We start from the raw sequence: 24113 nt of genomic DNA, 5'->3' as shown, positions 1-24113 counted from the left end.
GTTCGGGATAGCACGACATGACCGGCTGCCGGCCACTTTTCGCGGACAATCCGAAGGGAATCGCATGATGGCGGCGTTCCGCCTCGCGCATCTGTCGGACCCGCATCTGCCGCCGCTGCCGGCGGCGCGGCTGCGCGATCTCGCCGGCAAGCGCGCCTTCGGCTATCTGAACTGGACGCGCAACCGTCACAAATATCACCGCCGCGACGTGCTCGACGCGCTGGTGTCGGACATGCAGGCGCAGCAGCCGGACCACATTGCCGTGACCGGCGACCTGGTCAATCTGGCACTGGATGCCGAGTTCAATCCGGCCCGGCAATGGCTGGAGGGGGTAGGTTCGCCTGCCGACGTCACCGTGGTCCCCGGCAACCACGACGCCTATGTGCGCGCGACCCGGCATCGCTTCGTCAGTCACTTCGGCGACGATCTGCGCGGCGACGCCGACGGCGCGGCAACGCATTTTCCGTTCGTGCGCCGCCGCGGGCCGCTGGCGCTGATCGGCGTCTCCTCGGCGGTGCCGACCCCGCCGCTGATGGCGACCGGCTGGCTCGGCCATCCTCAGCTCGATGCGCTCGATGCGATTCTCGCGCAGCTGTCGCGGGAGGACGCCTTCCGCGTCCTCCTGGTGCATCACCCGCTGCACTCCGACGGCCGCGCCAAGCGGCTGACCGATTCGCATCAGCTGCTGGCGCTGCTCAGGCGCCACGGCGTCGAGCTGGTGCTGCATGGCCACGACCACATCCATTCGACGATGTGGTTCGACGGCCCGGAGCGGAAGATCCCGGCGATCGGCGTGCCGTCGGCATCGGCGCTGGCGCGCAAGCACTATCCGGCGGCGGCCTACAATTTGTTCACGATCGAGCGTGACGGCAATGCGTGGCGCTGCGAGCAGACGGTGCGCGGGCTCGGCGATCACGCCGGCATTCGCGAATTGAAGCAAGCACGACTAGCCTAATCGCCGCCCCCGCCGCCACCACACCCGCCGCCGCAGCCGCCTCCGCTGTCGCCGCCGCCGTCGCCGCCATCGCTCCCACCGCTCCCGTCGCTGCCGGCATCGCCGAAGCCGGCTGACGATCCGTCGATCGAGGAGTCCGAGAAATCGCCGCCGCAATAGGGACTGCTGCCACCGATGCCGCTGCGGCGCAGCGCCTCGCAGTCGGTGTGATAGATGAAGCCGTTCGCGATGTTCAGCTTGGCGTCGAGCGCGAACAGCAGCGGCAGCCGGGTCGGCCTGACCGGATCGATGTTCTCGTATTTGCAGCAGTACCACCAGACCCGCCGCAGCCCCTCATTGCTCCTGCGCCGCTCCTTCACCAGGACGACCGCGGGGGTGTGATGCAGGAAGCTGCCGAAGGCGCGGCGGCAGAACGCGTCGTATTCGCGGGTGTAGAGAATGAATTCGTGCCAGAGGTCGTCGGCCGCCTGCGACGGCATCGAGACGTAGCGCTTGCCGCTCATCAGATAGGCGAGGAAGAACTGCCGCAGGCCGCGCGAGACCAGCGCGCTGTCCTTGCGGGTGAAGCCGGGGTGACGCTTCTCGAGCCGCGCCAACAGGCCCGCCGGCCAGTGAAAGGTGCGGATGTATTCGGCGCGCCGCAATGTCTGCCACTTGCCGAACAGCACAGCGCTGCCGACCACCGCGGCCGCCGCCAGGACGCCGAAAAATGCCGAGGCGGGTGTTATGACCACGATGCCCGCCCCTTGAGCGGCTAGAAGTTTTGCAAGCTCGCATACAGCGCGAGACCGAACAGCGCGAGCGCGCCCATGACGAAGCCGAACACGAACATGCCGATCCCGCCGCGGCGCCTCGGCGCCACCGGCACGGGGGGCGGCGCCGGCGGCTCGGCGACCGGAAGCGGCGTTGCCACCATCGCATGCTCGCGCTCGATCAGGCGGCGCGCGACATAATCGGTGACGGCATCGACGATCGCGGCCACGTCATGCGATTCGGCGAGCACGATGCGGCCGAACCTCGTGTCCTGCACGAAGCGGTAGATTCGTTTGTCGCGCCCCATCAGCACATGCGCGACGACGTCGATCCACAGCCGCGGCGTCTCGCCCTGGCTGATGCCGCGGTCGAACAGATCGACCTTGTCCGGCACCTGCGCGAACAGCGGATCGAGCGCATCGTTGAGGATCTCGAGCCGCGCCACCTCGGCGTCGCGCAACTCGACGACGACACCGGTGCGATCGGCCGCCTCGATCCGCGCCCGTCGCAACGCCTCTCGCAGCGTCGGCCGCATCTCGCGCGCCTCGCTGCCGGTGTTCTGCGGATCGGACATGCCTTGCGGTCTCGTGGTGACGGGTTTCCTGCGCATTAACCTATCAGCAACCAAGATGTCCGCAAAGGGCGTTGGTTCCCAAGCACTTAGACCGCCACTTATCCCCAAATCAAAGACCTGACGCTGTCCCAAAAGCGGTCGACCCCACCCGGATGAAACCGGATGGGGCCGCCGTCCTTGGACGTTTTCTTAGCTCTGAAAATTCTGGCGCTCAGGCCGAAACCCGCGACGGCTCCTCGACGATGGAGAAGCGCACGCCGGCCTTGTGGCGACTCTCTTCCGAGACTTCCTTCCAGCACTCTTCGGCTTCCTTGCGGGTCTTGAACGGACCGCGGACCTGGGCCGAGCCTTCGACGAGCTTGTGGAAGTTCATCGACCCGAACTCTCCGCCGATCACCCAGAAATTGCTGCCCTTGCTCATCGTCAGTCTCCTTCAAAAAATCGGGCTGCCTTTGCCCAGCCGCCTGCACCGTGATCTCCGCAATCTGCTCATATCGACATTCTTGACAGAGCATTGCGAATTGCGTGTCAGGAGATAAACGCGAAAACGCGAAGTTCGTACAGATGCCTTGTTTTTTATTGGTGATGTCATGTAACATCTGAACTTGTAATAAATGTCGACTTGTAAATTATGTCACATAATAGGTCAGGAAGCCTGCCATGCCCGCCGGTTTTTCTTCTCCCTCTCCCCGTTCTTACGGGGAGAGGGTTGGGGTGAGGGGCTGTCTCCGCAGCGAGACTCGCGGAGGGTCCCCCTCACCCGGATCGCATCTAGCGATGCGATCCGGCCTCTCCCCGCGCGCGGGGCGAGGCGGTCAGAATTTGCTGCGGCAAGCGAGACCAACCCGTGCCCGGTGAATCCGGAAAGAAGCTGTTCGTCGGTCCGCGCTTCCGGCGGATCCGCCAGCAATTGGGGCTGTCGCAGACCCAGATCGCCGAGGGGCTCGGCATCTCGCCCTCCTACATCAACCTGATCGAGCGCAACCAGCGCCCGGTGACGGCCCAGATCCTGCTGCGGCTGGCCGAGACCTACGATCTCGATTTGCGCGACCTCGCCACCGCCGACGAGGATCGCTTCTTCGCGGAACTCAACGAGATCTTCTCCGATCCCCTGTTCCGCCAGATCGACCTGCCGAAGCAGGAGCTGCGCGACCTCGCCGAGCTCTGCCCCGGCGTAACGCACGCGCTGCAGCGGCTCTACGCCGCCTACACCGAGGCGCGCCGCGGCGAGACTCTGGTGGCGGCGCAGATGGCCGACCGCGAAGGCTCGCAATTCGACGCCAATCCGATCGAGCGGGTGCGCGACCTGATCGAGGCCAACCGCAACTATTTTCCGGAGCTCGAGACCGCCGCGGAGAATTTGCGCGACGAGCTCAACGTGCCGACCGAAGGCCTGTTTACGGCGCTGACCACGCGCCTCCGCGAAAAACATTCGATTCTGACCCGCGTGATGCCGGTCGACGTGATGCGCGAGACGCTGCGCCGTTTCGATCGGCATCGCCGGCAGCTCTTGATCTCCGAACTCGTCGACAGCTCCGGCCGCAGCTTCCAGCTTGCGCTTCAGATCGGCTTTGTCGAGTGCGGCGCCGCGATCGACGCCATCGTCAGCCGCGCCGGCCCGCTCGACGACACCGCGCGCCGGCTCTACCGCATCACGCTCGCCAATTACTTCGCAGCCGCTGCGATGATGCCCTATCAGCCGTTTCATTCCGCAGCCGAAGCCTTGAGCTACGACGTCCACGTGCTGGCGCAGCGCTTTAACGCCGGCTTCGAGCAGGTCTGCCACCGCCTCACCACGCTGCAACGGCCGAACGCGCGCGGCGTGCCGTTCTTCCTGCTCCGCGTCGACAATGCCGGCAACGTGTCGAAGCGGTTTTCCTCGGGCACCTTCCCGTTCTCCAAGTTCGGCGGCACCTGCCCGCTCTGGAACGTGCACTCGACTTTCGACATGCCGGATCGGCTGCTCAGCCAAGTGATCGAATTGCCGGACGGCACGCGCTACTTCTCGATCGCGCAGATGGTGCGCCGGCCGGTGGCGCCCTACCCGCAGCCGCAGCCGCGCTTTGCGATCGGGCTCGGCTGCGAGATCCGTCATGCAGCCAAGCTCGTCTATGCCACCGGCATGGATCTGGAGAAGGTCGAGGGCACCCCGATCGGCGTCAACTGCCGGCTTTGCGAGCGCGAGAATTGCAGCCAGCGCGCCGAGCCGCCGATCACGCGCACCCTGATCCTGGACGAGACCACGCGGCGCGTGTCCTCGTTCGCGTTCTCGAATGCGCGGGAGTTGTGAGCCAAGGATCAATCCACTGATCAATCCACCGCGGCAAAGGCCTTGCACCAGCCGTCCTTGCTGATCGCACCTTCGACCACCTTGCAGCCATCGGGTGCGACGAACAGCGTGCACATCTCCTGCACGAGGCGCTGGTCCGGCGCGGCGCCTGGCCGCCGAAAACGGAGGAGCATTCGACCGAGGACGACTTGCGCTAAAGCATGATCCGGAAAAGTGCGAAGCGGCTTTCCCTCGCGACAACGCGTTTGCGCAAATCACACACCAAACTAAAGCGCGATGACAATTCGACCCAGCGCGTGTACTCGACGCGACTAATCCGTTGACGTCGTGACCTGACCGCAGGTTCACCCAATGAAAACGGCGGGAGGAACTTTCGGTTCCGCTGCAGAGTCATATTTGTGACGCGATGTGGCCTGGACCGCCAAGGGAGAGACCGAGGGAGAGATCATGTCAAAGTCCCGCCTTGGAATGGCTGCGGCCGGCGTTGCAATTGGCGTTCTGGGAGCGCTGCCGAGCGCGGCCGAGGCGGGTTTCCGCCTGCGCGTTGGCGGCCCCGTGAGTGTCGCGCGCTTCGCGATGGCCGGCGTGCTGTCGGTCGCGGGTCTCCGCCACGCACGCATGGCGGCGCGCCACAGCCGCGTCCGCATGGCTGCTCTAAGACCGCAAGATCTTCGCCCCGCCGCCGAGTCGATCGGCCCGAGTGAGCGCGCGCAGCTCACTGCCGTCGCCGCGCTGGCCGGCTGGCAGGGCGGCCGAGCTGCGCAAGGCTGGTGGCAGCACTCCGACGGTTCATACGGCTGGGTCGGTCCGCTCTTCTGGCCGTTTGCCTATAGCGATCTCTATGACTACGCGCTTCTCAATGATGGCAGCGGCTTCTGGGCCTATGGCTACGGCGATCTCTACGCCGCGATCTTCTCGCCTTACGCTGCGAGCGATCTCTCAGCGTTTGCGGCCGAGCGCCCCGCCGGGAGGCGGCATCGCAAAGCGCCCTCGGTGCAGGAATTCTGTAGCGGCGACACCGCCAAGACGACCGGCCTTCCCCTCGAGCGGATCGGCCTGGCGGTCGCGGCGAACGAGGCGCAGCGCGCAGCCTTCGACGAGCTCGCAAGCGCCTGGATTTCCGCCGGCAACACCATCCGCGCTTCCTGTCCAGCACAGACCGCAACCACCGCGCTGGAGCGATTCGCGGCCATGCAGAGCCGCGTCAACGCGATGCTGAGCGCAGTTGCGACCGTTATGCCGCCATTTCAAAAATTCTACGATCTCCTAAGCGATGAACAGAAGGCCCAGCTCAACACGCCCGAACGCGACCGCCGCGCTAACGCTGCGGCCGCGAAGCTGAAGGAGATGCAGGACGCCGCCTGCCAGGCGAGCCGTGAACCGCAAGACGAGCAACAGGCCGAAAAGCAATACCGCCAGCTCGTCGCCCAGCAATGGCCCCTCGACGACATCGTCGCCAGCCTGAAACTGAACGATACGCAACGCGCCGCGCTCGAAGTGGTGCAGGATACCACGATGGGCACCATGGAAGCCTTAAACCCATGCCCGCCAAAGGACGCGCTCACCCCGCCGGCCCGCCTTAAGGCCGCAAAGGCGCGGTTGGAAGCGATGAGAGAGGCGATCATCAGCGTGAACGACGCGGTCGACGATTTCCGTTGGAACCTGAGTGACGAGCAGAAGACGCAGTTCGAGGGGCTCGGTCTGAAGAAGCGGGGGGTGTGATTTTTCCATCCCCAAGCGGCGCTGGTCGGCCAAGGCGATACTTCGCATCCCCTGTCGCATTTGCTAGTCGTCCGCTAAGAAGGGCTGGACATGCGAGCATGCGTTATAGGGGCGGGCTCTAAGTAGTTCGGTCGCGCGACCGGGACGCCGTTCAACAAGAACTTTGAGGCCCGCACGTAGTCAACTGAACTTCTTTGGATGTTGCTTATTGGCCCAAGGCCGACATACGGCGATGTCGGCCTCAACGTCAGCTTCCGAGATCAAAGCGGACGCGAAGAATTCATGAGTACACGCCCTGATCTCATCGCGCCTTAGCGCGCACTGCGCTCGTCTTGCTGAAGCGGAGGCCGAGCGAGGCGGCGGACGTCATGCGACGGCACAACCGGCCGGGGCTGTGGCCGGCATGCACGTAGCAAAGGACATCCGCCTGAGCTAGTGCCCATCCGTTGACGCCCCGGATCAGCGGCGCGCAACGGCCCTCGCCTCCGCGCGGGACGCCAGCAAGCGCCGCCGCGCGAGAGTGACACCGGCCATCAGATCAATCTGCGCCGTTTTGGATCGCTCGGCCTGCTAACCGCCGGGCGGCGTGTAGGCGGCCTTGAGCTTGGTCGCGTGCTGACGCACCACCTTGATCTCGTCCTGGGTAAAGAGCCGGATCAGCCTCACATTCTGCATGGCGCCGGCCGCCACGACCACGCCGCTGACCGCAGGCGCGAAGCTCGGATCCGGCACGTCGAAGATCACCATCACGCCGGGGCCATCGGTCGCCGTGCTGTACATCGAAATCAGTTTCCCGCCGGCGGCCTCAATCAACTTCTTCGCGGCCTCGTATCGATTGGTCGTCGGGTTTTCCATGATGTTGTTCAGGGAACGCGGGGTGTATTCACCAGAGAAGCAGAAATGCATGGCAATCGCTCCGTTTCGTTGGAATGAAAAAAACATTCACCCAGGCGCGCGGCCCGGGCAGAGCATTTCGTACTGAAAAATGAGAAGAAATGGCCTGCCGATGGCCAGTCGCGCTGCCGCTCATTCTCCGGATTTCGGCGCAACCGGTGGCAGCTCGCCGCGCAATCTACATCAGACCCGCGGCAAATAAAATCGCGTTTCTGCTCTGCGACGAAATCTCTCCTTGGTCGATGCGGCACCGAAGGGCAGCGCGCCTGACCCGACCGACGAACGCGATCCATCCGAGCCCGCCGAGTGACGCGTCGGCGCCCGCCAGGCGGTGGCGGGACAACGCCTTGCAAACAAGGGCGATCTGCCTCAGTGTCCGGCGCCCGCTATCAAGAACAAGCGAAAGAAAACTCATGAAGCATCGCGCGCTCGGCCGCTCCGGCCTCACTGTCCCTCCCCTGTGCTTCGGCTGCAATGTATTCGGCTGGACCGTGGACGAGACGTCGTCGTTTCGCCTGCTCGACACCGTGCTCGATCAGGGGCTGACATTCCTGGATACGGCGGATGTCTATTCGCGCTGGGTGCCGGGCCACAGCGGCGGCGAATCCGAGACCATCATCGGCAAATGGATGAAGGCGCGCGGCAACCGCAACCGCGTCATCCTCGCCACCAAGGTCGGCATGGACATGGGCGGCGGCAATGTCGGGCTGAAGCCGGACTACATCGCGCGCGCCGTCGAGGATTCGCTGCGGCGGCTACAGACCGATTTCATCGATCTCTACCAGTCCCACAAGGACGATGAGACGACACCGCAGGAAGAGACGCTCGCGGCCTACGACAAGCTGATCAAGGCCGGCAAGGTCAGGGCCGTCGGCGCCTCGAACTTCTCGGCGGAGCGGCTCCAGAGTGCGCTCGACATTGCCAAGGCGAACGGGTTGCCGCGCTATGAGAGCATGCAGCCCGAATACAGCCTCGCCGAGCGCTCGAGCTACGAAGGCGCGCTGCAACGCGTCTGCGAGGCGAACGACGTCGGCGTGATCACGTTCTTCTCGCTCGCCGCAGGATTTTTGACCGGCAAATATCGCTCGGAGAGCGACTTCGCCAAGAGCCCCCGCGGTGCACGCAGCATTCCAAAATACATGAACCCGCGCGGCATGCGCATCCTGGCCGGTCTTGACGAGGTCGCCGCGGAAACCCGCGCCGAGCCGGCCGCGGTCGCGCTCGCCTGGCTGATGGCAAAACCCTCCGTCACCGCGCCGATTGCCAGCGCCACCAGGCCCGAGCAGGTCGCAACCCTGGTCGCGGCGACCAAACTTGAGCTGAGCAAGGACCAGGTCGAACGGCTGGACGCCGCGAGCGCGTAGCAGCTGCCTTCACTTCACCTCGCCCCGCGTGCGGGGAGAGGTCGGAACGCATCGCTAGATGCGTTCCGGGTGAGGGGGAGCTTCCGCGAATGCAGCTATCGCCGTATTTGCGGAGACAGCCCCTCACCCCAACCCCCTCCCCGTAAGAACGGGGCGAGGGAGCACACCGCCTTCGCGGCTACGGCTTGGTCTTACCCTACCCCCACGGGCCACGCTGGCCGGATCCGCCCCACGGGCTGCGCGGCGGATAGCTTCCACCGGCCGGGCGCGGCGCGGTCTGGGTGCCGAGCTCGGCGGCGAGCTGCTGCAGCGCGGCGATGCGGTTCGCGGTCGAGGGATGGGTCGCGAACAGATTGTCGACGCCGTGGCCCGACAGCGGGTTGATGATGAACATGTGCGCGGTGGCCGGATTGCGCTCGGCCTCCATGTTCGGCACCTGATGCGCGGCGTTCTCGATCTTCGCGAGCGCGGAGGCAAGCCACATCGGCTGGCCGACGATGCGTGCGCCATAATTGTCGGCGGCGTATTCGCGGGTGCGGCTGATCGCCATCTGCACCAGCATGGCGCCGAGCGGCGCCAGGACCATCATCGCGATCGATCCGACGATGCCGGGGCCGTTGTTGTTGCGGTTGCCGCCGAAGAACATGCCGAACTGCGCCAGCATCGAGATCGCGCCGGCGATCGTCGCTGTGATCGTCATGGTCAGCGTGTCGTGATGCTTGATATGCGCAAGCTCATGCGCGATCACGCCGGCGAGCTCCTCGCGGCTGAGCTGCTGCATCAGGCCCGTGGTGACGGCGACCGCCGCGTTCTCCGGATTGCGGCCGGTCGCGAACGCATTGGGCTGCGCTTCGTCCATCAGGAACACACGCGGCATCGGGAGAGCGGCGCGCTGCGCCAGCTCGGCGACGAGATTGTAGAGTTCGGGCGCCGAGCCCGCATCGACCTGATGGGCGCCGTACATCGACAGCACCATGCGATCGGAATTCCAGTAGGTGAACAGATTTGTCGCAGCCGCGACCATCAGCGCGATCACGGCGCCAGTGCCGCCGCCGATCAGATAGCCGACCCCCATGAACAGGGCGGTGAGGCCGGCAAGCAGGAGCGCGGTGCGGAAATAGTTCATCGTTGTTCCCTCACGGCGAGCGGAATGCTGCCACAACTGACGCCGCTGAGGTAGGGATTTTGCCGCTGAAGCCGCAAGGGGAACCAGTGCGTCGCAGCGACGCGGCGCGGGTTAACAATCGGTTATGTGCCGCGGCGATCAGTAGCCCGCATGAGCGAAGCGATATGCGGGTAAGACCGGTCCCGCATGTCGCTTCGCTCATGCGGGCTACGATCTCTCGCTACGCCGCCGGCTCCTGTGCAATCACCGCCCCCTCCTCGCGCAGCGCGACGCGCAACATGCGGGCGAGCTCGGCGCGGCTGTAGGGCTTTGCCAGGAACAGGATGCCCTGCACGAGTTTGCCGTCCTGGTCGATGGCGTCATCGGTATAGCCCGACGTGAAGAGGATGCGCAGGCCCGGGCGGCGCTTCCGCGCCTCGGTGGCGAGGTCGCGCCCGTTCATCGCGCCCGGCATGATGACGTCGGTGAACAACAGATCGATCGGCGCGCCGCTGTCGAGCACGGCAAGGGCTTCGTTCCCATTATTGGCCGACAGCGTGGTGTAGCCGAGGCTCTCGATCTGGGTCAGCACATAGGAGCGCACCAGCCTGTCGTCCTCGACGACGAGCACGATTTCCCGCGCGCCGCGCACGTCCAGCTGCCGCCGCTCGGGCACCGCTGCCGCTGAGACCACCGCCGCGCGCGGCAGATAGAGCATCACCCTGGTGCCGCGACCGACCTCGCTGTCGAGCACGACATGGCCGTTGGATTGCTTGACGAAGCCGTAGACCATGCTGAGGCCGAGCCCGGTGCCCTTGCCGACGTCCTTGGTGGTGAAGAACGGTTCGAACACCTTGGCCAGATCGGCTTCCGCAATGCCCCGGCCATTGTCGGTCAGCGCGATCGCGACATAGTCACCGGCGGCAAGCCCATCATGGCCGCTCACGTCCGATGGCTTGAGCTCGGCGGTGCGGGTCTCGATCATCAGCCGGCCGCCCTTCGGCATCGCGTCGCGCGCGTTGAGCGCAAGGTTGATGATCGCGGTGACGAGCTGGTTGCCATCGACCAGTGCGCGCGGCAGATCGGGTGCGGAGCGAAATCGATGTCGACATGGTCGCCGATGGTCGGCCGCAGCAGCTCGATGGTGTCGACCATCAACGCGTTGACGTCGACGTCGCTCGGCTGCAGCGGCTGCTTGCGCGCGAAGGCGAGCAGATGCCGCGTCAGCGATGCGCCGCGCTCGGCGGCGTCGCGGATCAGCGCGGTGATCTCCGTGAGCTGGCGGTTGTGAGTGACCGCCTCGGCCAGGATGTCGATCGTGCCGGTGATGACGGTGAGGATGTTGTTGAAGTCGTGCGCAATGCCGCCGGTGAGCTGGCCGACCGCTTCCATCTTCTGCGCCTGACGGATCTTGCTCTCATTCGCCTCGGCCTCGCGAAAGCGCTCGAGCAGGAATTCCGAGCGCTGGCGCTGGCGTCCCTCCTCGGCGAGCGCGACATGGGCCTCGCGCAACTGCTCTTCGGTCGGGATCGCGGAATCCGCGGGATCAGCGGCCAGAGCAGCACTGCGGTGAAGATCGAGGCGACAGCGGTCAGCGCCTTGAGCAGGCCCTCGAGACCGTAGATCGGCACCCACAGCGTGTAGATCGAGAACACATGGGTGAGGCCGCAGGCGAGGATGAACGCGGCGAACGGCCACGCCATCCAGCCGAACTGAAAATCGCGCCGCCTGGAGACGAGGATCGCCAGCGCGAACGGGATCGAGAAATACGAAGCGGCAATGATCGCGTCTGAAATCACGTGGAGCCAGATCAGCTCCGGCTCCCACAGCAGGCAGATGCCGTGCGGCGAAAACGTCGACGAATCCAAAAGACGCTCGAGAAAACTCCACATGGGTCCCTCCGGGCGTGATCGATCCGCCGACACCCCTGCCCGCGAATCACCGGCCGATCATAGCGGCGGCGGCTCAACCTACCTCAGCCCAATTGGTCTAAGAGCGGCACCCCCGTTGTTGCCCGGTGTCGCCCTGGTGTATGCAGATTGGACCTCAATTCCCCTTTTTCCAGCCGGTGACATCGATGCCAGCCTCTTCCCTCCGCGCCCCGATCATGATCGCAGCGATCGCGGGGGCGCTGGCGTTCACTACCTTCGCCTCGGCGCAGCAGCCGTTGCCCAGCCCCTTGAATCCCGCGCCGGTCAGGCCGCGTCCTGCCGCCGTCGCCTCGCCGAGGGCTGCGTCCTGCCACAACGGGCAGAACTTCGATCGCTTCCTCGCCGAGCTGAAGCAGAAGGCGGTCGCCGCCGGCGTCTCGCAGCGCACGATCGCGGAGGCCGCGCCCTACCTGATCTACGACCAGGGCATCGTCAACCGCGACCGCGGCCAGCGCGTGTTCGGGCAGATTTTCACCCAGTTCGCCGGCCGCATGGCCGCGAACTATCGCATGCAGCAAGGCCAGCAATACATCCGGACCTATGCCGCCGCGTTCGCGCGCGCCGAAAAGGAATATGGCGTGCCGCCGGCGGTGATCGCCGCGTTCTGGGGACTGGAGAGCGATTTCGGCGTGCAGATGGGCAATTTGCCGACGCTGAAATCGCTGGTGTCGCTGGCCTATGATTGCCGCCGCTCCGAAATGTTCCAGGGCGAGACCATCGCCGCGCTGAAGATCATCGAGCGCGGCGACCTGACACCCGACGAGATGATCGGCTCATGGGCCGGCGAGCTCGGCCAGACGCAATTCTTGCCGACGCATTATTTCAACTACGCGGTCGACTATGACGGCGACGGCCACCGCAATCTCCTGCAGAGCGGCCCCGACGTGATCGGCTCGACCGCGAACTACATCGCCACCGGATTGAAATGGCGGCGCGGCGAGCCGTGGCTGCAGGAGGTGCGCGTGCCGCAGGCGGCGAATTTCGCAAAATTCCCTTGGGACCAGGCCGACCTCACCATCAAGCTGCCGCGATCGAAATGGGTATCGCTTGGCGTCGGCTTGACCGACGGCAAGCCATTGCCGAATGACGAGATGCCGGCCTCGCTCCTGCTGCCGATGGGCCGGATGGGTCCGGCGTTCCTCGCCTATGCGAATTTCGCCGCCTACACCGAGTGGAACAACTCGCTGATCTATTCGACCACCGCCGGCTATCTCGCCGGCCGCATCGCGGGCGCACCGCCGCTGCAGCGGCCGCACGGTCCGGTCGCGCAATTGCCGTTCAATGAGATCAAGGAGCTGCAGGGACTGCTCGCGCGCGCCGGCTACGACGTCGGCAAGATCGACGGCGTGCTCGGACAGGCAAGCCGCAGCGCGGTGAAGGCGATGCAGATGAAATACGGCCTGCCGGCGGATTCCTGGCCGACCGCGGAGCTCCTGGCGCGGATGCGCGGCGGGCCCCGCACCCAGCCGGCCGCCGATGCCGCGGCACCGGGGACGCGGTAGAGCAAACGCCCATTTTCCGTAGCCCGGATACAGCACAGCGAAATCCGGGACAAGCCCCGATGCGCCTCCCCGGATTGCGCTGCGCTCCATCCGGGCTACGCAGACTCTGGCGATCCGTCATCCTGAGGTGCGAGCGGAGCGAGCCTCGAAGGATGAATCGGCCACACTGGGGCCGTGCATCCTTCGAGACGCGCTTCGCGCTCCTCGGGATGACGGGATCAAGAATGCCGCCCGCGGGAAATATTTGACCAACTGTTACAGCCGCCCGCAGTTGTATTCTTCCCCTTGCCGCCCCACTTGCAGCATCGCCGTTCGGTAACAGCCGGATTTCATCAGAACAGGAGCATCACATGTCCTTTCATGACGCCGTCGTCCCCGCCTACCTGCAGATCCTCAACAGCCTCACCGGCGAGCTGACCAAGGCCGAGGCGCATTGCGAGGCCAAGAAGATCGCGCCCGAGGTGCTGCTGGGATCGCGGCTCTATCCCGATATGCTGCCGCTGACCAAGCAGGTGCAGCTGGTCTGCGATCACGCCGCACGGGGCTGCGCGCGGCTGACCCACAGCGAGGTGCCGTCGACGCCCGACACCGAGAAGAGCTTCGGTGAGCTGAAGCAGCGGCTCGCCAAGACGATCGACTATGTGAAGTCGTTCAAGCCGGCGCAGTTCGACGGCGCCGACGCCAGGGACGTCACCTTCCCGATCGGCCCCGATCGCACGATGACCCTGAAGGGTCAGCAATTCCTCAGCGCGTTCTCGTTCCCGAACTTCTATTTCCACGCCGTGACCGCGCACGACATCCTGCGCCACAACGGCGTCGAGATCGGCAAGCGCGATTTCCTCGGCGTCAGCTGACGCGCTTCGGCGATCCATATTCCCCGCGACGGGATTTTCGCTTCACGCCCTCGCCCGTGCTACTGCTCCCTGACAACAACAAGACGTCAGGGAGCACGCCATGTCGACCACAACCCACGCACCGAAAGCCATCGATCCGTCCGCTTCGCTGCATGCCGAAGCGCTTGGACTGGCGAAGAACCACGGCCGCCTCGCCGGGCGGCGCATCATCGTGGTCGGCGCGGGACAGCGCACAACCGTGGATGAAGCGCCGCCGATCGGCAACGGCCGCGCCATGAGCGTGCTGTTCGCGCGCGAGGGCGCGTCGGTCGCCTGCCTCGACGTCAACAAGGACGCGGCCGACGACACCGTCGCGCAGATCACCAAGGAAGGCGGCAAGGCCCTCACCGATGTGGTCGACGTCTCCGATGTCGCGGCGATCGCGCCCGCGGTCGAACGCTGCGCGCAGAAGCTCGGCGGGCTCGACGGGTTGGCGCTCAATGTCGGCATCTCCTCCGGCCTGTCGCTGCCCAAGATGACGGCCGAAGCCTGGGACCGCGACTATGCCGTCAATGTGCGCAGCCACATGCTGTTCGCGCAGAAGGCGCTGGAGGTGATGGCGCCGGGTGGCGCGATCATCCTGATCTCCTCAATGGCGAGCCAGCGCGCCGGCGGCCGCAACCCGGCCTATGAATCCTCCAAGGCGGCGCAGATCGCGCTGGGGCGGGCGATCGCGCGGGCCGGCGAGGACAAGGGCATTCGCTGCAATGTGATCGCGCCCGGCTTCATGGACACGCCGATGGGGCGCGACGCCAGCCGCAGGCGATCGGACCGCGCCGTGACAGTGCCTTTCGGCCGCCAGGGCACCGGCTGGGAGGTCGCCTATACTGCGCTGTTCCTGATTTCGAATAAATCCTCCTACGTCAACGCGCACACCTTGTTCCTCGATGCCGGCCACATGGGCGGAATTGTGCGCGGCTAGTCTGCGGAGCGCGAATGCCTCGGGCATTGCGCTCGTCGCGGCAATGCACAATTGTCCTTCATCAGTCATTCTCTGGAACATTTACATGAGCCAATCGACCAAACTTCTCGAGCCCTACAAGCTCGGCGCGCTGACGCTGCCGAACCGCCTGGTGATGGCGCCACTGACGCGCAACCGCGCGGTGCCGCCCGGCATGGTGCCGAGCCCGCTCGCGGTGGACTATTACGGCCAGCGCGCCTCCGCCGGCCTTCTGATCACCGAGGCGAGCCAGGTCTCGCAGCAGGGCCAGGGCTATCAGGACACGCCCGGCATCTATTCGAAGGAACAGGTCGAGGGCTGGCGCAGGGTCACCGATCGGGTGCATGAGCGCGGTGGCCGCATCTTCATCCAGCTCTGGCATGTCGGCCGCATCTCGCATGTCGCACTGCAGCCGAACGGCGGCGCACCGGTGGCGCCGAGCGCGATCAAAGCCAAGACCAAGACCTTCGTGAACGGCACGTTTGCCGACGTGTCCGAGCCACGCGCGCTCGAATTGTCGGAAATTCCCGGGATCATCGAGGACTTCAAGCGCGGCACGGCGAATGCGCTGGCGGCCGGCTTCGACGGCGTCGAGATCCATGGCGCCAACGGCTATCTGCTCGACCAGTTCGCCCGCGACGGCACCAACAAGCGCACCGACGCTTATGGCGGCGGAATCGAGAACCGCGCCCAGCTGATGCTGGACGTGTCCAAGGCGGTCGCCACCGAGGCCGGTGCCGATCGCACCGGCATCCGGATCTCGCCGGTGACGCCCGCCAACGACATCACCGACTCCAATCCGCAAGCGCTGTTCGACTACATCGTTGACCAGCTCAGTGCGCTGAAGCTGACCTATCTCCACGTCGTCGAGGGCGCAACCGGCGGCCCGCGCGATATCGCGCCGTTCGACTACGCCTCGCTGCGCAAGCGCTTCAAGCAGGCCTATGTCGCCAACAACGGTTACGACTTCGCGCTGGCGGAGAAGGTGCTGGAAGCCGGCGCGGCTGACCTGATCGCGTTCGGCAAGCCGTTCATCTCCAACCCCGACCTGGTCGAGCGGCTCAAGACCGGCGCGCCGCTCAACGAATGGGACAAGGCGACCTTCTACGGCGGCGGCGCCAAGGGCTACACGGATTATCCGACGCTGAAGGCGACCGAGGCGGCGGAGTAGGGAGCGCTCCTCTCTCCACATCGTCATTCCGGGGCGATGCGACGCATCGAACCCGGATTCTCGAGATTCCCCGATGCGCAGTTGCGTACCTGAGGTCTGGTGCTTGCGCACCATCCCGGAATGACCTGCCAATCAGCAAAAAGGCCGGGATCGCTCCCGGCCTTTCGTCGTCTTCGGATGGCGTGGGCTGGTACGCCTTTCCTTGCGCCTTACTTCGCTTCGGCGCGCTTCGGCGGGTTGGCCGGCCACGACTTGATCAGCGTGTCGTAGTCGATCGTCTCGCCCTTCGGCTTCTCGTTCGCGAGCTTGCGCTGCGGAGCGATGGTGCCGTCCTTCTCGGCCTTCTTGTACCAGAACTCGGCGGATTCCTTCTTGTTCAGCTTCGGTCCGCAGGCGCCCTGCACACCGGACTTCTCAAGACGCTCCATCACCGAATCCTGGGCCGCGGCCAGCGCGTCCATCGCCTGCTGCGGCGTCTTGGTACCGGACGACGCATCGCCGATGTTCTGCCACCACAGCTGCGCGAGCTTCGGATAATCGGGCACGTTGTTGCCGGTCGGGGTCCACTGCACGCGCGCGGGCGAGCGGTAGAACTCGATCAGGCCGCCGAGCTTCGGCGCACGCTCGGTGAACGACTTGTCCCAGATATCGGACTCACGGATGAAGGTGAGACCGACATGGCTCTTCTTCAGCGACACCGACTTCGAGATGATGAACTGCAGATAGAGCCACGCTGCCTTGCGGCGATCCGGCGGGGTCGACTTCAGGAGCGTCACGGAGCCGGCGTCCTGATAGCCGAGCTTCATGCCTTCCTTCCAGTAAGCGCCGTGCGGCGACGGAGCCATACGCCACTTCGGCGTACCGTCCGCGTTCATCACGGCGATGCCCGGCTTCACCATGTCGGCGGTGAAGGCGGTGTACCAGAACATCTGCTGGGCGATGTTGCCTTGCGCCGGCACAGGACCTGCTTCCGAGAAGGTCATGCCCTGGGCCTGCGGCGGGGCATACTTCTTCAGCCAGTCGAGATATTTGGTGATCGAGTAGACCGCGGCCGGGCCGTTGGTGTCGCCACCACGCTCGACCGAGGAGCCGACCGGACGGCAGCCTTCCATGCGGATACCCCACTCGTCGACCGGCAGGCCGTTCGGGATACCCTTGTCGCCGTTGCCGGCCATCGACAGCCAGGCGTCGGTGAACCGCCAGCCGAGCGAGGGATCCTTCTTGCCATAGTCCATATGGCCGTAGACCTTGACGCCGTTGATCTCCTTGATGTCGTTGGTGAAGAACTCGGCGATGTCTTCATAGGCCGACCAGTTCACGGGCACGCCGAGCTCGTAGCCATACTTGGCCTTGAACTTGGCCTTGTACTCGGGGTTGGTGAACCAGTCGTAGCGGAACCAGTAGAGGTTCGCGAACTGCTGGTCGGGCAACTGGTAGAGCTTGCCGTCCGGCGCCGTGGTGAACGACTTGCCGATGAAGTCGTCGACGTCGAGCATCGGGTCGGTGACCTCCTTGCCCTCACCCTTCATGTAGTCCGACAGGATGATGGTCTGGCCGTAGCGGAAGTGGGTGCCGATCAGGTCGGAATCGTTGATCCAGCCGTCATAGACGTTCTTGCCCGACTGCATCTGGGTTTGCAGCTTCTCGACGACGTCACCTTCCTGGATGATGTCGTGCTTGAGCTTGATGCCGGTCAGTTCGGAGAACGCCTTGGCCAGCGTCTGCGATTTATATTCGTGCGTCGTGATCGTTTCCGAGACGACGTTGATCTCCATGCCCTTGAAGGGTTCGGCGGCCTTGGCGAACCACTCGAGCTCCTTCTTCTGGTCTTCCTTCGACAGCGTCGAGGGCTGGAATTCCGCGATCCACTTCTGGATCACGGCATCGTCGGCTGCGCGGGCCGGCGTGGCGACCGCGAGCGAAGCCGCGATCAGCGCGGCGGCGCTGGTCATAGTCAAAAGACTATCCTTTGTCGTTCTCAAATGTCGCATTATGATTCCTCCGGTTGCAGCGACAAACAAAACCCCAGGCCCGGGTAGACCCCGGATCTGCTCTTCTTCGCTTTCGTCAGACGGTGCGAAAGATCGCCACGGCTGAAAGAAGCGAAATCAGCGTTGCGAGCCACAGGCTCGAAATTTCCACGCCCTCGCCGATCGGCAGGGTGAGGATCGGATCGGTGCCGACGAGGCCGATCCACACCAGGTGGATCACCGCCGCCAGTACCAGCGAAATGAACAAACGATCGCCGCGCGTGGTCGGGATGCGCAGCACGCCGACCCGCTCGGCCTCGGGATAAACAGCCGCGAGCCAGGTCATCACGCCGAGCGTCGAGGCCAGCAGCACGAAGAAGATCGCGGTCGGCAGCGTCCAGGCCATCCATGCGATGGATTCCATGATCGCCTCCTAGACCCGGCCGAGCGCGAAGCCGCGCGCGATGTAGTTGCGGACGAACCAGATCACCAGCGCGCCCGGAATGATGGTGAGCACGCCGGCGGCGGCGAGCAGGCCCCAGTCCATGCCGGCCGCCGAGACCGTGCGCGTCATGATCGCCGCGATCGGCTTGGCCTGCACCGAGGTCAGCGTGCGCGCCAGCAGCAGCTCGACCCAGGAGAACATGAAGCAGAAGAAGGCGGCGACGCCGATGCCGCTCGCGATCAGCGGCACCAGGATCTTGATGAAGAAGCGCGGGAACGAATAGCCGTCCAGGAAGGCGGTCTCGTCGATCTCGCGCGGCACGCCGGAGACGAAGCCTTCGAGGATCCACACCGCCAGCGGCACGTTGAAGATGCAGTGCGCGAGCGCGACCGCCCACGGCGTGTCGAACAGGCTGATCGCCGAATACAGATTGAAGAACGGCAGCGCGTAGACCGCTGCCGGCGCCATGCGGTTCGACAGCAACCAGAAGAACAGATGCTTGTCGCCGAGGAAACGGTAGCGCGAGAACGCGTAGGCCGCCGGTAACGCCACCGCGATCGAGATGATGGTGTTGAGCACGACGTATTCGAGCGAATTGATGTAACCCGAATACCAGCTCTCGTCGGTGAAGATCCGCTTGTAGTGCTGCAGCGTCGGCGTGTGCGGCCACAGCGTCATCGTCGAGACGATCTCGGCGTTGGTCTTGAAGCTCATGTTGACGAGCCAGTAGATCGGCAACAGCAGGAAGATCAAAAACAGCGCCATGATCAGGCGGCGGCCGGGGATCGAATGCATCACGCCGCTCCTTCCTTGGCCGGACGCTCGGAGCCGGCATTGGTCATCACGGTGTAGAACACCCAGCACACGATCAGGATGATCAGATTGTAGACCAGCGACAGCGCCGCCGCCTTGCCGAGGTCGAACTGGCCGAGCGCGATCTTGACGAGTTCGATCGAGACGAAGGTTGTCGAGTTGCCGGGGCCGCCGCCGGTGACGACGAACGGCTCGGTGTAGATCATGAAACTGTCCATGAAGCGCAGCAGCACCGCGATCAAGAGCACGCGGTTCATCTTCGGCAGCTGGATCGCCTTGAACACCGCCCAGCGCGAGGCACCGTCGATCTGCGCCGCCTGGTAGTAGGCGTCGGGGATCGACTTCAGCCCGGCGTAGCAGAGCAGCGCAACGAGGCTGGTCCAATGCCAGACGTCCATCACGATCACAGTCGCCCAGGCGTCGAGATCGTTGGAGACGTAGTTGTAGTTGAAGCCGAGGTAATTCAGCGTGTAGCCAAGCAGGCCGATGTCCGGCCGGCCAAAGATCTGCCAGATCGTGCCGACCACGTTCCACGGAATCAGAAGCGGCAGTGCGAGGATGACGAGGCAGGCCGCGACGCTCCAGCCCTCGCGCGGCATCGACAGCGCAACGATGATGCCGAGCGGCACCTCGATCGCGAGGATGATCGCCGAGAACAACAGGTTGCGGCCGAGCGAGGCCAGGAAGCGGCCGCCGAGATCGGTCGAGGGATCGAGCAGCTCCTTGAACCAGCCGACGCCGTTCCAGAAGAACTGGTTGTTGCCGAAGGTGTCCTGCATCGAATAGTTCACGACGGTCATCAGCGGCAGCACCGCCGAGAACGCGACCACCAGGAACACCGGCAGCACCAGGAACCAGGCTTTTTGGTTGATCGTCTTGTCCATCAGGCGACCCCTTCCACCAAATGGCTGTCGGCATAGACGTGGACATGCGCGGGATTGAAGATCAGCCCGGCGGTGTTGCCGGAGACCGAGAAGCCCGGCGGCACGCGCGCGGCAAATTTGGTATCGCCGACCCGCACGCGGGCGAACTGGATGCGGCCGAGATCGTCGATCCGCTCGATGGTGGCCGACAGCAGCCCTGACGCCGGCGGCGCGACATCGACGAATTCCGGCCGCACGCCGATCTCGATCTTCTTGCCCGCAGGTAGCGCACCATAGTTTCGATGCAGGCCGATGACATGGCCGTCGACCCGCGCCTCGTGACCACTGACCTCGGCGGGCACGATGTTCATGCCGGGCGAGCCGATGAAGTAGCCGACGAACGTATGCGCCGGCTTGTCGAACAATTCGGCCGGCGTACCGCTCTGCACCACGCGGCCGTCATGCATCACGACGACGGTGTCGGCGAAGGTCAGCGCCTCGGTCTGGTCGTGGGTGACGTAGATCATCGTGAGGTCGAGCTCGCGATGCAGCGCCTTCAGCTTGGAGCGCAGCTGCCACTTCAGCTCGGGATCGATCACCGTTAGCGGTTCGTCGAACAGGACGGCCGCGACGTCGGAGCGCACCAGACCGCGGCCGAGCGAGATCTTCTGCTTGGCGTCGGCGGTGAGCCGTGTCGCCTTGCGTTTGAGATAGGGCGTGAGGTCGAGCAGATCGGCGATCTGCCTGACGCGCGCGTCGACCTCGGCCTTCGCGACGCCGCGATTCTTCAGCGGGAAGGCCAGGTTCTGGCCGACCGTCATGGTGTCGTAGATCACCGGGAACTGGAACACCTGCGCGATGTTGCGCTTCTGCGTCGACAGCGGCGTGATGTCACGGCCGTCGAACAGGATCTTTCCGCGCGACGGCGTCACGATGCCGGAGATCAGGTTGAGCAGCGTGGTCTTGCCGCAGCCGGACGGCCCGAGCAGCGCATAGGCGCCGCCCTGCCGCCAGGTCATTGTGACCGGCTTCAGCGCAAAGGACTCCTGCGGCGCGTCGTTGCCGCCGTAGGAGTGCGCGAGATCGACGAGGTCAATGCGGGCCATGAAGCATCTCCCTCACTTGCCGGTGCCGGCTGACGCGTTTGCAGCACGCGCACTGCGGTGCACCTCGCCCGAAAACGCGGTCGCGGGCGACGCGACGAGGCGGTCGGCCGCGTCGAACACGAAGATGTTGTCGGGATCGAGCGCGGCGTCGAGCACCTGCCCGGGTTCATATTCGTGCACGCCGTGCAGCACCGCGACCCAGTTCGAGCCGTGGACATGGACGTGCACAAAGCTCTCCGACCCGGTGATTTCGGTCACCGTCACCGCGGCGGAAAATTTGTGGCGGCCGGCCGCGACATTTCCGACCTCGAGCTGATGCGCGCGGAAGCCGGTCCGGTAGCGGCCATCGGGCAGATTGGCATAGAGGCCGGCCGCGGGCGCCTGCTCGCCGCCGGCATAGATCACCTGCGCGCCATTCTTCTCGATGCCGATGATGTTGAGCGGCGGATCGGAAAACACCTGGGCGACGCGCAGCGTGTCGGGATGGCGGTAGACCTTCGGCGTCGCGCCGGTTTGCAGCGCCTGGCCTTGCCACATGCACACCGTGTCGCCGCCGAGCAGCAGCGCTTCCGACGGTTCGGTGGTGGCATAGACGAAGATCGCGCCGGAGGCCTCGAAGATGCGCGGCAGCTCGGCGCGCAGCTCCTCGCGCAGCTTGTAGTCGAGATTGGCCAAGGGTTCGTCGAGCAGCACGAGGTCGGCGCCCTTGACCAGCGCCCGCGCGATCGCGGTGCGCTGCTGCTGGCCGCCGGAGAGCTGCAGCGGCGTGCGCTTCAGGAACGGCTCGAGCCGCAACAGGCTGGCCGCTTCCGCCACCCGCCGCTCGATCTCGGCGCGCGGCTTGCCCTGCACGCGCAGCGGCGAGGCGATGTTCTCGTAGACCGTCAGCGAGGGATAGTTGATGAACTGCTGATAGACCATCGCGACCGAACGCTGCCGCACGTCGGCGCCGGTGACGTCCTTGCCGTCGACCAGCACGCGGCCGGTGGTCGGCTTGTCGAGGCCGGCGAGCAGCCGCATGATCGAGGTCTTGCCCGACAGCGTCGGCCCGAGCAGCACGCTGAGCGTGCCACGCTCCAGCGTCAGCGACACGTCGCGGATGGTCGGAATGCCATCCACGGTTCGCGTGACATTCTGCAGTGTGACGCTCATGCCCGTCCTCCCGCTTCGCGGAGGGGACGTTCACCGGACACGCGGTTGGCGAGCATCCACTCGTCGAGCGCGGCGATTTCACCCGCCGTCATCCGCAAGCCCAGCTTGGATCGTCGCCAGACGACATCGTCCGCAGTCCGAGCCCATTCGTTCGCCATCAGGTACCTGACTTCGCTTTCCGTCAAGGTGGCGCCGAAGGAGCGGCCGAGATCGGCCGTCGATGTTGCATTGCCCAAGACTTTGCTGGCGCGCGTGCCATAGGCATGCGCGAGACGATTGGCGTGCGATTGCGCGAGAAACGGATAGGTGCGGATCAATTCGGCGCTCAGCGCCGCGACCGCGGATACATCCATGTCGCCGCCGGGCAGCGGCGCCTTGCCGGTCCAGCCCTCCTGCGCCTTTGTGCCGCGGAGATAAGGCGACAGCCGCTCCAGCGCCTCTTCGGAGAGCCGGCGATAGGTCGTGATCTTGCCGCCATAGATCGACAGTAGCGGCGCACCGCCTGGCGTATCGAGCTCGAACACGTAATCGCGGGTCGCGGCCTTGGCTTCGCTCGCGCCGTCGTCATAGAGCGGACGCACGCCGGAGTAATTCCAGACCACGTCCTCGGGCTTCACCGGCTTGGCGAGATACGCGCTGGCGGACGCGCAGAGGTATTCGATCTCCTCCTGCGTCGCCTTCACCTTGGCCGGATCGCCGTCATAGTCGCGATCGGTGGTACCGATCAGCGAGAAGTCGTTCTGATAGGGAATGACGAAGATGATGCGGCCGTCGGCGTTCTGGAAGATGTAGGCGCGGTCGTGGTCGTAGAGCTTCGGCACCACGATGTGCGAGCCCTGCACCAGGCGCACCTTGGCGCGCGCGTTGACGCCGGCGCCCGAGGCCAGAACCTGTTCGACCCAGGGACCGCCGGCATTGACCAGCACGCGTGACTGGATCGTGTCGCGGACACCCGTGACGCTGTCCTCGACCGTGGCGTGCCAGACGCCGTCGACTTGCCTGATCTCGACCGCGCGGGTGCGGGTGCGGATCTCGGCGCCGCGATCGGCGGCATCGCGCGCGGTCAGCGCAACCAGCCGGGCGTCGTCGACGAAGCAGTCGGAATATTCGAAGCCCTTGGTGTAGCGGCCCGGGATCAGCGGCTTGCCGACCGCGTCGCGCGTCAGATCGACCGAGCGCGTCGCCGGCAGCAAATGCCGGCCGCCGATATGGTCGTAGAGGAAGAGGCCGAGCCGCAGCAGCCAGGCCGGACGCAGGCCGGCATGGTGCGGCAAAACGAAACGTAGCGGCCGAATGATGTGGGGCGCGATCTGCCAGAGGATTTCGCGTTCGATCAGCGCCTCGCGCACCAAACGAAACTCGTAATATTCGAGATAGCGCAGACCGCCATGCACGAGCTTGGTCGACCAGGACGACGTCCCGCTAGCCAAGTCATTCATTTCACAGAGGAAAACAGAGTTACCCCGGCCCGCTGCATCGCGCGCGATGCCGCAGCCATTAACGCCGCCTCCAATGATGGCGAGGTCGTAAATCTGGTCCAAAGAACGCTTCCCCCGGCAACCGCCTTCGCTTTGACGGTTTTACTTTCGGATTGGAGTAAATCACAACCAAAAACGAAAGCAAAGTGAAAATGGGGAACTCGGGTTGCGGATTTTTTGGGCGGGTAATTG

General features: G+C 64.9%; 23 protein-coding genes and 1 pseudogene. 8 read left to right on the top strand and 16 right to left on the bottom strand.

The genetic code is table 11. The features are described 5' to 3' along the window. Positions 1-67: 67 nt before the first annotated feature. Positions 68-955 (top strand): metallophosphoesterase family protein, encoded by an 888-nt coding sequence (locus tag ACSKB9_RS33570; protein WP_438080517.1) that lies wholly within the window; start codon positions 68-70, stop codon positions 953-955. Here the strand turns inward: ACSKB9_RS33570 and ACSKB9_RS33565 are convergent. From ACSKB9_RS33565 to ACSKB9_RS33555, 3 genes are all read right to left on the bottom strand, one after another. Then, positions 952-1689: a glycine-rich domain-containing protein gene (locus tag ACSKB9_RS33565; protein ID WP_438078550.1), complete on the bottom strand. Its 738-nt coding sequence runs from the start codon at positions 1687-1689 to the stop codon at positions 952-954. The two genes, ACSKB9_RS33570 and ACSKB9_RS33565, sit on opposite strands and share 4 nt — an antisense overlap. A 20-nt stretch (positions 1690-1709) precedes the next feature. Next, positions 1710-2282: a hypothetical protein gene (locus tag ACSKB9_RS33560; protein ID WP_253607120.1), complete on the bottom strand. Its 573-nt coding sequence runs from the start codon at positions 2280-2282 to the stop codon at positions 1710-1712. A gap of 211 nt (positions 2283-2493) precedes the next feature. Continuing rightward, complete coding sequence (locus ACSKB9_RS33555; RefSeq protein WP_016839740.1) at positions 2494-2703, bottom strand: DUF4170 domain-containing protein; 210 nt, start codon at positions 2701-2703, stop codon at positions 2494-2496. Positions 2704-3129: 426 nt separating this feature from the next. On the opposite strand from ACSKB9_RS33555, the gene ACSKB9_RS33550 reads away from it, so the two are divergent. Further along, positions 3130-4572, top strand: a complete 1443-nt coding sequence (locus ACSKB9_RS33550; RefSeq protein WP_438078547.1) for a helix-turn-helix domain-containing protein — start codon at positions 3130-3132, stop codon at positions 4570-4572. A gap of 20 nt (positions 4573-4592) precedes the next feature. Here ACSKB9_RS33550 and ACSKB9_RS33545 read toward each other — a convergent pair whose 3' ends face one another. Next, on the bottom strand, positions 4593-4745 hold the full coding sequence (locus ACSKB9_RS33545) for a hypothetical protein (protein ID WP_283068693.1): 153 nt from the start codon (positions 4743-4745) through the stop codon (positions 4593-4595). A gap of 295 nt (positions 4746-5040) precedes the next feature. Here ACSKB9_RS33545 and ACSKB9_RS33540 point away from each other — a divergent pair, with 295 nt between their 5' ends. Then, positions 5041-6294 carry a Spy/CpxP family protein refolding chaperone gene (locus ACSKB9_RS33540; RefSeq protein WP_438080515.1) on the top strand — a complete coding sequence of 418 codons (1254 nt, stop codon included), beginning with the start codon at positions 5041-5043 and terminating at the stop codon, positions 6292-6294. Between the two features lie 570 nt (positions 6295-6864). Here ACSKB9_RS33540 and ACSKB9_RS33535 read toward each other — a convergent pair. Continuing rightward, positions 6865-7200, bottom strand: coding sequence for a GYD domain-containing protein (locus tag ACSKB9_RS33535; protein ID WP_028338617.1), 336 nt, complete (start codon positions 7198-7200; stop codon positions 6865-6867). A 401-nt stretch (positions 7201-7601) separates the two neighbouring features. On the opposite strand from ACSKB9_RS33535, the gene ACSKB9_RS33530 reads away from it, so the two are divergent. Further along, a complete protein-coding gene (locus tag ACSKB9_RS33530; protein WP_438078544.1) occupies positions 7602-8552 on the top strand; it encodes an aldo/keto reductase in 951 nt (316 codons plus the stop codon). Between the two features lie 196 nt (positions 8553-8748). Here the strand turns inward: ACSKB9_RS33530 and htpX are convergent, their stop codons facing one another. From htpX to ACSKB9_RS33510, 4 genes and pseudogenes are all read right to left on the bottom strand, one after another. Further along, entirely contained in the window at positions 8749-9678 is a 930-nt protein-coding gene (gene htpX / locus ACSKB9_RS33525; protein ID WP_028333206.1) for a zinc metalloprotease HtpX, read from the bottom strand. A gap of 220 nt (positions 9679-9898) precedes the next feature. Further along, complete coding sequence (locus ACSKB9_RS33520; protein WP_438078542.1) at positions 9899-10663, bottom strand: ATP-binding protein; 765 nt, start codon at positions 10661-10663, stop codon at positions 9899-9901. After that, on the bottom strand, positions 10642-11169 hold the full coding sequence (locus ACSKB9_RS33515) for a histidine kinase dimerization/phospho-acceptor domain-containing protein (RefSeq protein ID WP_438080514.1): 528 nt from the start codon (positions 11167-11169) through the stop codon (positions 10642-10644). Before ACSKB9_RS33515 ends, ACSKB9_RS33520 begins: the two co-directional genes overlap by 22 nt. Positions 11170-11252: 83 nt before the next feature. Next, a pseudogene (locus tag ACSKB9_RS33510) lies at positions 11253-11549 on the bottom strand (hybrid sensor histidine kinase/response regulator); the annotation flags it as partial. Positions 11550-11734: 185 nt separating this feature from the next. Here ACSKB9_RS33510 and ACSKB9_RS33505 point away from each other — a divergent pair. The 4 genes from ACSKB9_RS33505 (at position 11735) to ACSKB9_RS33490 (ending at position 16094) form a co-directional block, all read left to right on the top strand. Beyond that, positions 11735-13090, top strand: coding sequence for a lytic murein transglycosylase (locus tag ACSKB9_RS33505; protein WP_438078540.1), 1356 nt, complete (start codon positions 11735-11737; stop codon positions 13088-13090). Positions 13091-13440: 350 nt separating this feature from the next. Then, positions 13441-13944, top strand: coding sequence for a DUF1993 domain-containing protein (locus ACSKB9_RS33500; protein ID WP_018273395.1), 504 nt, complete (start codon positions 13441-13443; stop codon positions 13942-13944). Positions 13945-14044: 100 nt separating this feature from the next. Then, on the top strand, positions 14045-14905 hold the full coding sequence (locus ACSKB9_RS33495) for an SDR family NAD(P)-dependent oxidoreductase (protein ID WP_438078538.1): 861 nt from the start codon (positions 14045-14047) through the stop codon (positions 14903-14905). Positions 14906-14990: 85 nt separating this feature from the next. After that, entirely contained in the window at positions 14991-16094 is a 1104-nt protein-coding gene (locus ACSKB9_RS33490) for an alkene reductase (protein ID WP_057016961.1), read from the top strand. 209 nt (positions 16095-16303) lie between these two features. Here the strand turns inward: ACSKB9_RS33490 and ACSKB9_RS33485 are convergent, their stop codons facing one another. The 7 genes from ACSKB9_RS33485 to glpD all read right to left on the bottom strand — a co-directional run bounded on the left by ACSKB9_RS33485 (position 16304) and on the right by glpD (position 23984). Next, complete coding sequence (locus tag ACSKB9_RS33485) at positions 16304-18046, bottom strand: ABC transporter substrate-binding protein (protein ID WP_438080512.1); 1743 nt, start codon at positions 18044-18046, stop codon at positions 16304-16306. 115 nt (positions 18047-18161) lie between these two features. After that, a complete protein-coding gene (locus tag ACSKB9_RS33480; protein WP_016846242.1) occupies positions 18162-18488 on the bottom strand; it encodes a DUF2160 domain-containing protein in 327 nt (108 codons plus the stop codon). 9 nt (positions 18489-18497) lie between these two features. Beyond that, complete coding sequence (locus tag ACSKB9_RS33475; protein ID WP_438078536.1) at positions 18498-19304, bottom strand: carbohydrate ABC transporter permease; 807 nt, start codon at positions 19302-19304, stop codon at positions 18498-18500. Further along, the gene (locus tag ACSKB9_RS33470; protein ID WP_438078534.1) at positions 19304-20206 is read right to left on the bottom strand and encodes a carbohydrate ABC transporter permease; all 903 of its coding nucleotides are present in this window, start codon (positions 20204-20206) and stop codon (positions 19304-19306) included. The genes ACSKB9_RS33475 and ACSKB9_RS33470 overlap by 1 nt, the downstream gene beginning before the upstream one ends. Next, on the bottom strand, positions 20206-21291 hold the full coding sequence (locus ACSKB9_RS33465; protein WP_438078532.1) for an ABC transporter ATP-binding protein: 1086 nt from the start codon (positions 21289-21291) through the stop codon (positions 20206-20208). The genes ACSKB9_RS33470 and ACSKB9_RS33465 overlap by 1 nt, the downstream gene beginning before the upstream one ends. A gap of 12 nt (positions 21292-21303) precedes the next feature. Continuing rightward, positions 21304-22443 (bottom strand): ABC transporter ATP-binding protein, encoded by a 1140-nt coding sequence (locus tag ACSKB9_RS33460; protein ID WP_438078530.1) that lies wholly within the window; start codon positions 22441-22443, stop codon positions 21304-21306. After that, positions 22440-23984, bottom strand: coding sequence for a glycerol-3-phosphate dehydrogenase (glpD, locus tag ACSKB9_RS33455; protein ID WP_438078528.1), 1545 nt, complete (start codon positions 23982-23984; stop codon positions 22440-22442). The genes ACSKB9_RS33460 and glpD overlap by 4 nt, the downstream gene beginning before the upstream one ends. Positions 23985-24113 lie beyond the last annotated feature (129 nt).

Origin of the sequence: Bradyrhizobium sp. BR 1433, assembly GCF_051547665.1 — a bacterium.
GTDB lineage: Bacteria > Pseudomonadota > Alphaproteobacteria > Rhizobiales > Xanthobacteraceae > Bradyrhizobium > Bradyrhizobium australafricanum.
This window is presented reverse-complemented; position numbering and strand designations above follow the sequence as displayed.

Coding starts and splice junctions, on each gene's coding strand:
- ACSKB9_RS33570 (WP_438080517.1), top strand. CDS start 68: ATGGCGGCGTTCCGCCTCGCGCATCTGTCGGACCCGCATCTGCCGCCG.
- ACSKB9_RS33560 (WP_253607120.1), bottom strand. CDS start 2,282: ATGTCCGATCCGCAGAACACCGGCAGCGAGGCGCGCGAGATGCGGCCG.
- ACSKB9_RS33555 (WP_016839740.1), bottom strand. CDS start 2,703: ATGAGCAAGGGCAGCAATTTCTGGGTGATCGGCGGAGAGTTCGGGTCG.
- ACSKB9_RS33545 (WP_283068693.1), bottom strand. CDS start 4,745: ATGCTCCTCCGTTTTCGGCGGCCAGGCGCCGCGCCGGACCAGCGCCTC.
- ACSKB9_RS33540 (WP_438080515.1), top strand. CDS start 5,041: ATGGCTGCGGCCGGCGTTGCAATTGGCGTTCTGGGAGCGCTGCCGAGC.
- ACSKB9_RS33535 (WP_028338617.1), bottom strand. CDS start 7,200: ATGCATTTCTGCTTCTCTGGTGAATACACCCCGCGTTCCCTGAACAAC.
- ACSKB9_RS33530 (WP_438078544.1), top strand. CDS start 7,602: ATGAAGCATCGCGCGCTCGGCCGCTCCGGCCTCACTGTCCCTCCCCTG.
- htpX (WP_028333206.1), bottom strand. CDS start 9,678: ATGAACTATTTCCGCACCGCGCTCCTGCTTGCCGGCCTCACCGCCCTG.
- ACSKB9_RS33520 (WP_438078542.1), bottom strand. CDS start 10,663: ATGCCGAAGGGCGGCCGGCTGATGATCGAGACCCGCACCGCCGAGCTC.
- ACSKB9_RS33505 (WP_438078540.1), top strand. CDS start 11,735: ATGCCAGCCTCTTCCCTCCGCGCCCCGATCATGATCGCAGCGATCGCG.
- ACSKB9_RS33500 (WP_018273395.1), top strand. CDS start 13,441: ATGTCCTTTCATGACGCCGTCGTCCCCGCCTACCTGCAGATCCTCAAC.
- ACSKB9_RS33495 (WP_438078538.1), top strand. CDS start 14,045: ATGTCGACCACAACCCACGCACCGAAAGCCATCGATCCGTCCGCTTCG.
- ACSKB9_RS33490 (WP_057016961.1), top strand. CDS start 14,991: ATGAGCCAATCGACCAAACTTCTCGAGCCCTACAAGCTCGGCGCGCTG.
- ACSKB9_RS33485 (WP_438080512.1), bottom strand. CDS start 18,046: ATGACCAGCGCCGCCGCGCTGATCGCGGCTTCGCTCGCGGTCGCCACG.
- ACSKB9_RS33480 (WP_016846242.1), bottom strand. CDS start 18,488: ATGGAATCCATCGCATGGATGGCCTGGACGCTGCCGACCGCGATCTTC.
- ACSKB9_RS33475 (WP_438078536.1), bottom strand. CDS start 19,304: ATGCATTCGATCCCCGGCCGCCGCCTGATCATGGCGCTGTTTTTGATC.
- ACSKB9_RS33470 (WP_438078534.1), bottom strand. CDS start 20,206: ATGGACAAGACGATCAACCAAAAAGCCTGGTTCCTGGTGCTGCCGGTG.
- ACSKB9_RS33465 (WP_438078532.1), bottom strand. CDS start 21,291: ATGGCCCGCATTGACCTCGTCGATCTCGCGCACTCCTACGGCGGCAAC.
- ACSKB9_RS33460 (WP_438078530.1), bottom strand. CDS start 22,443: ATGAGCGTCACACTGCAGAATGTCACGCGAACCGTGGATGGCATTCCG.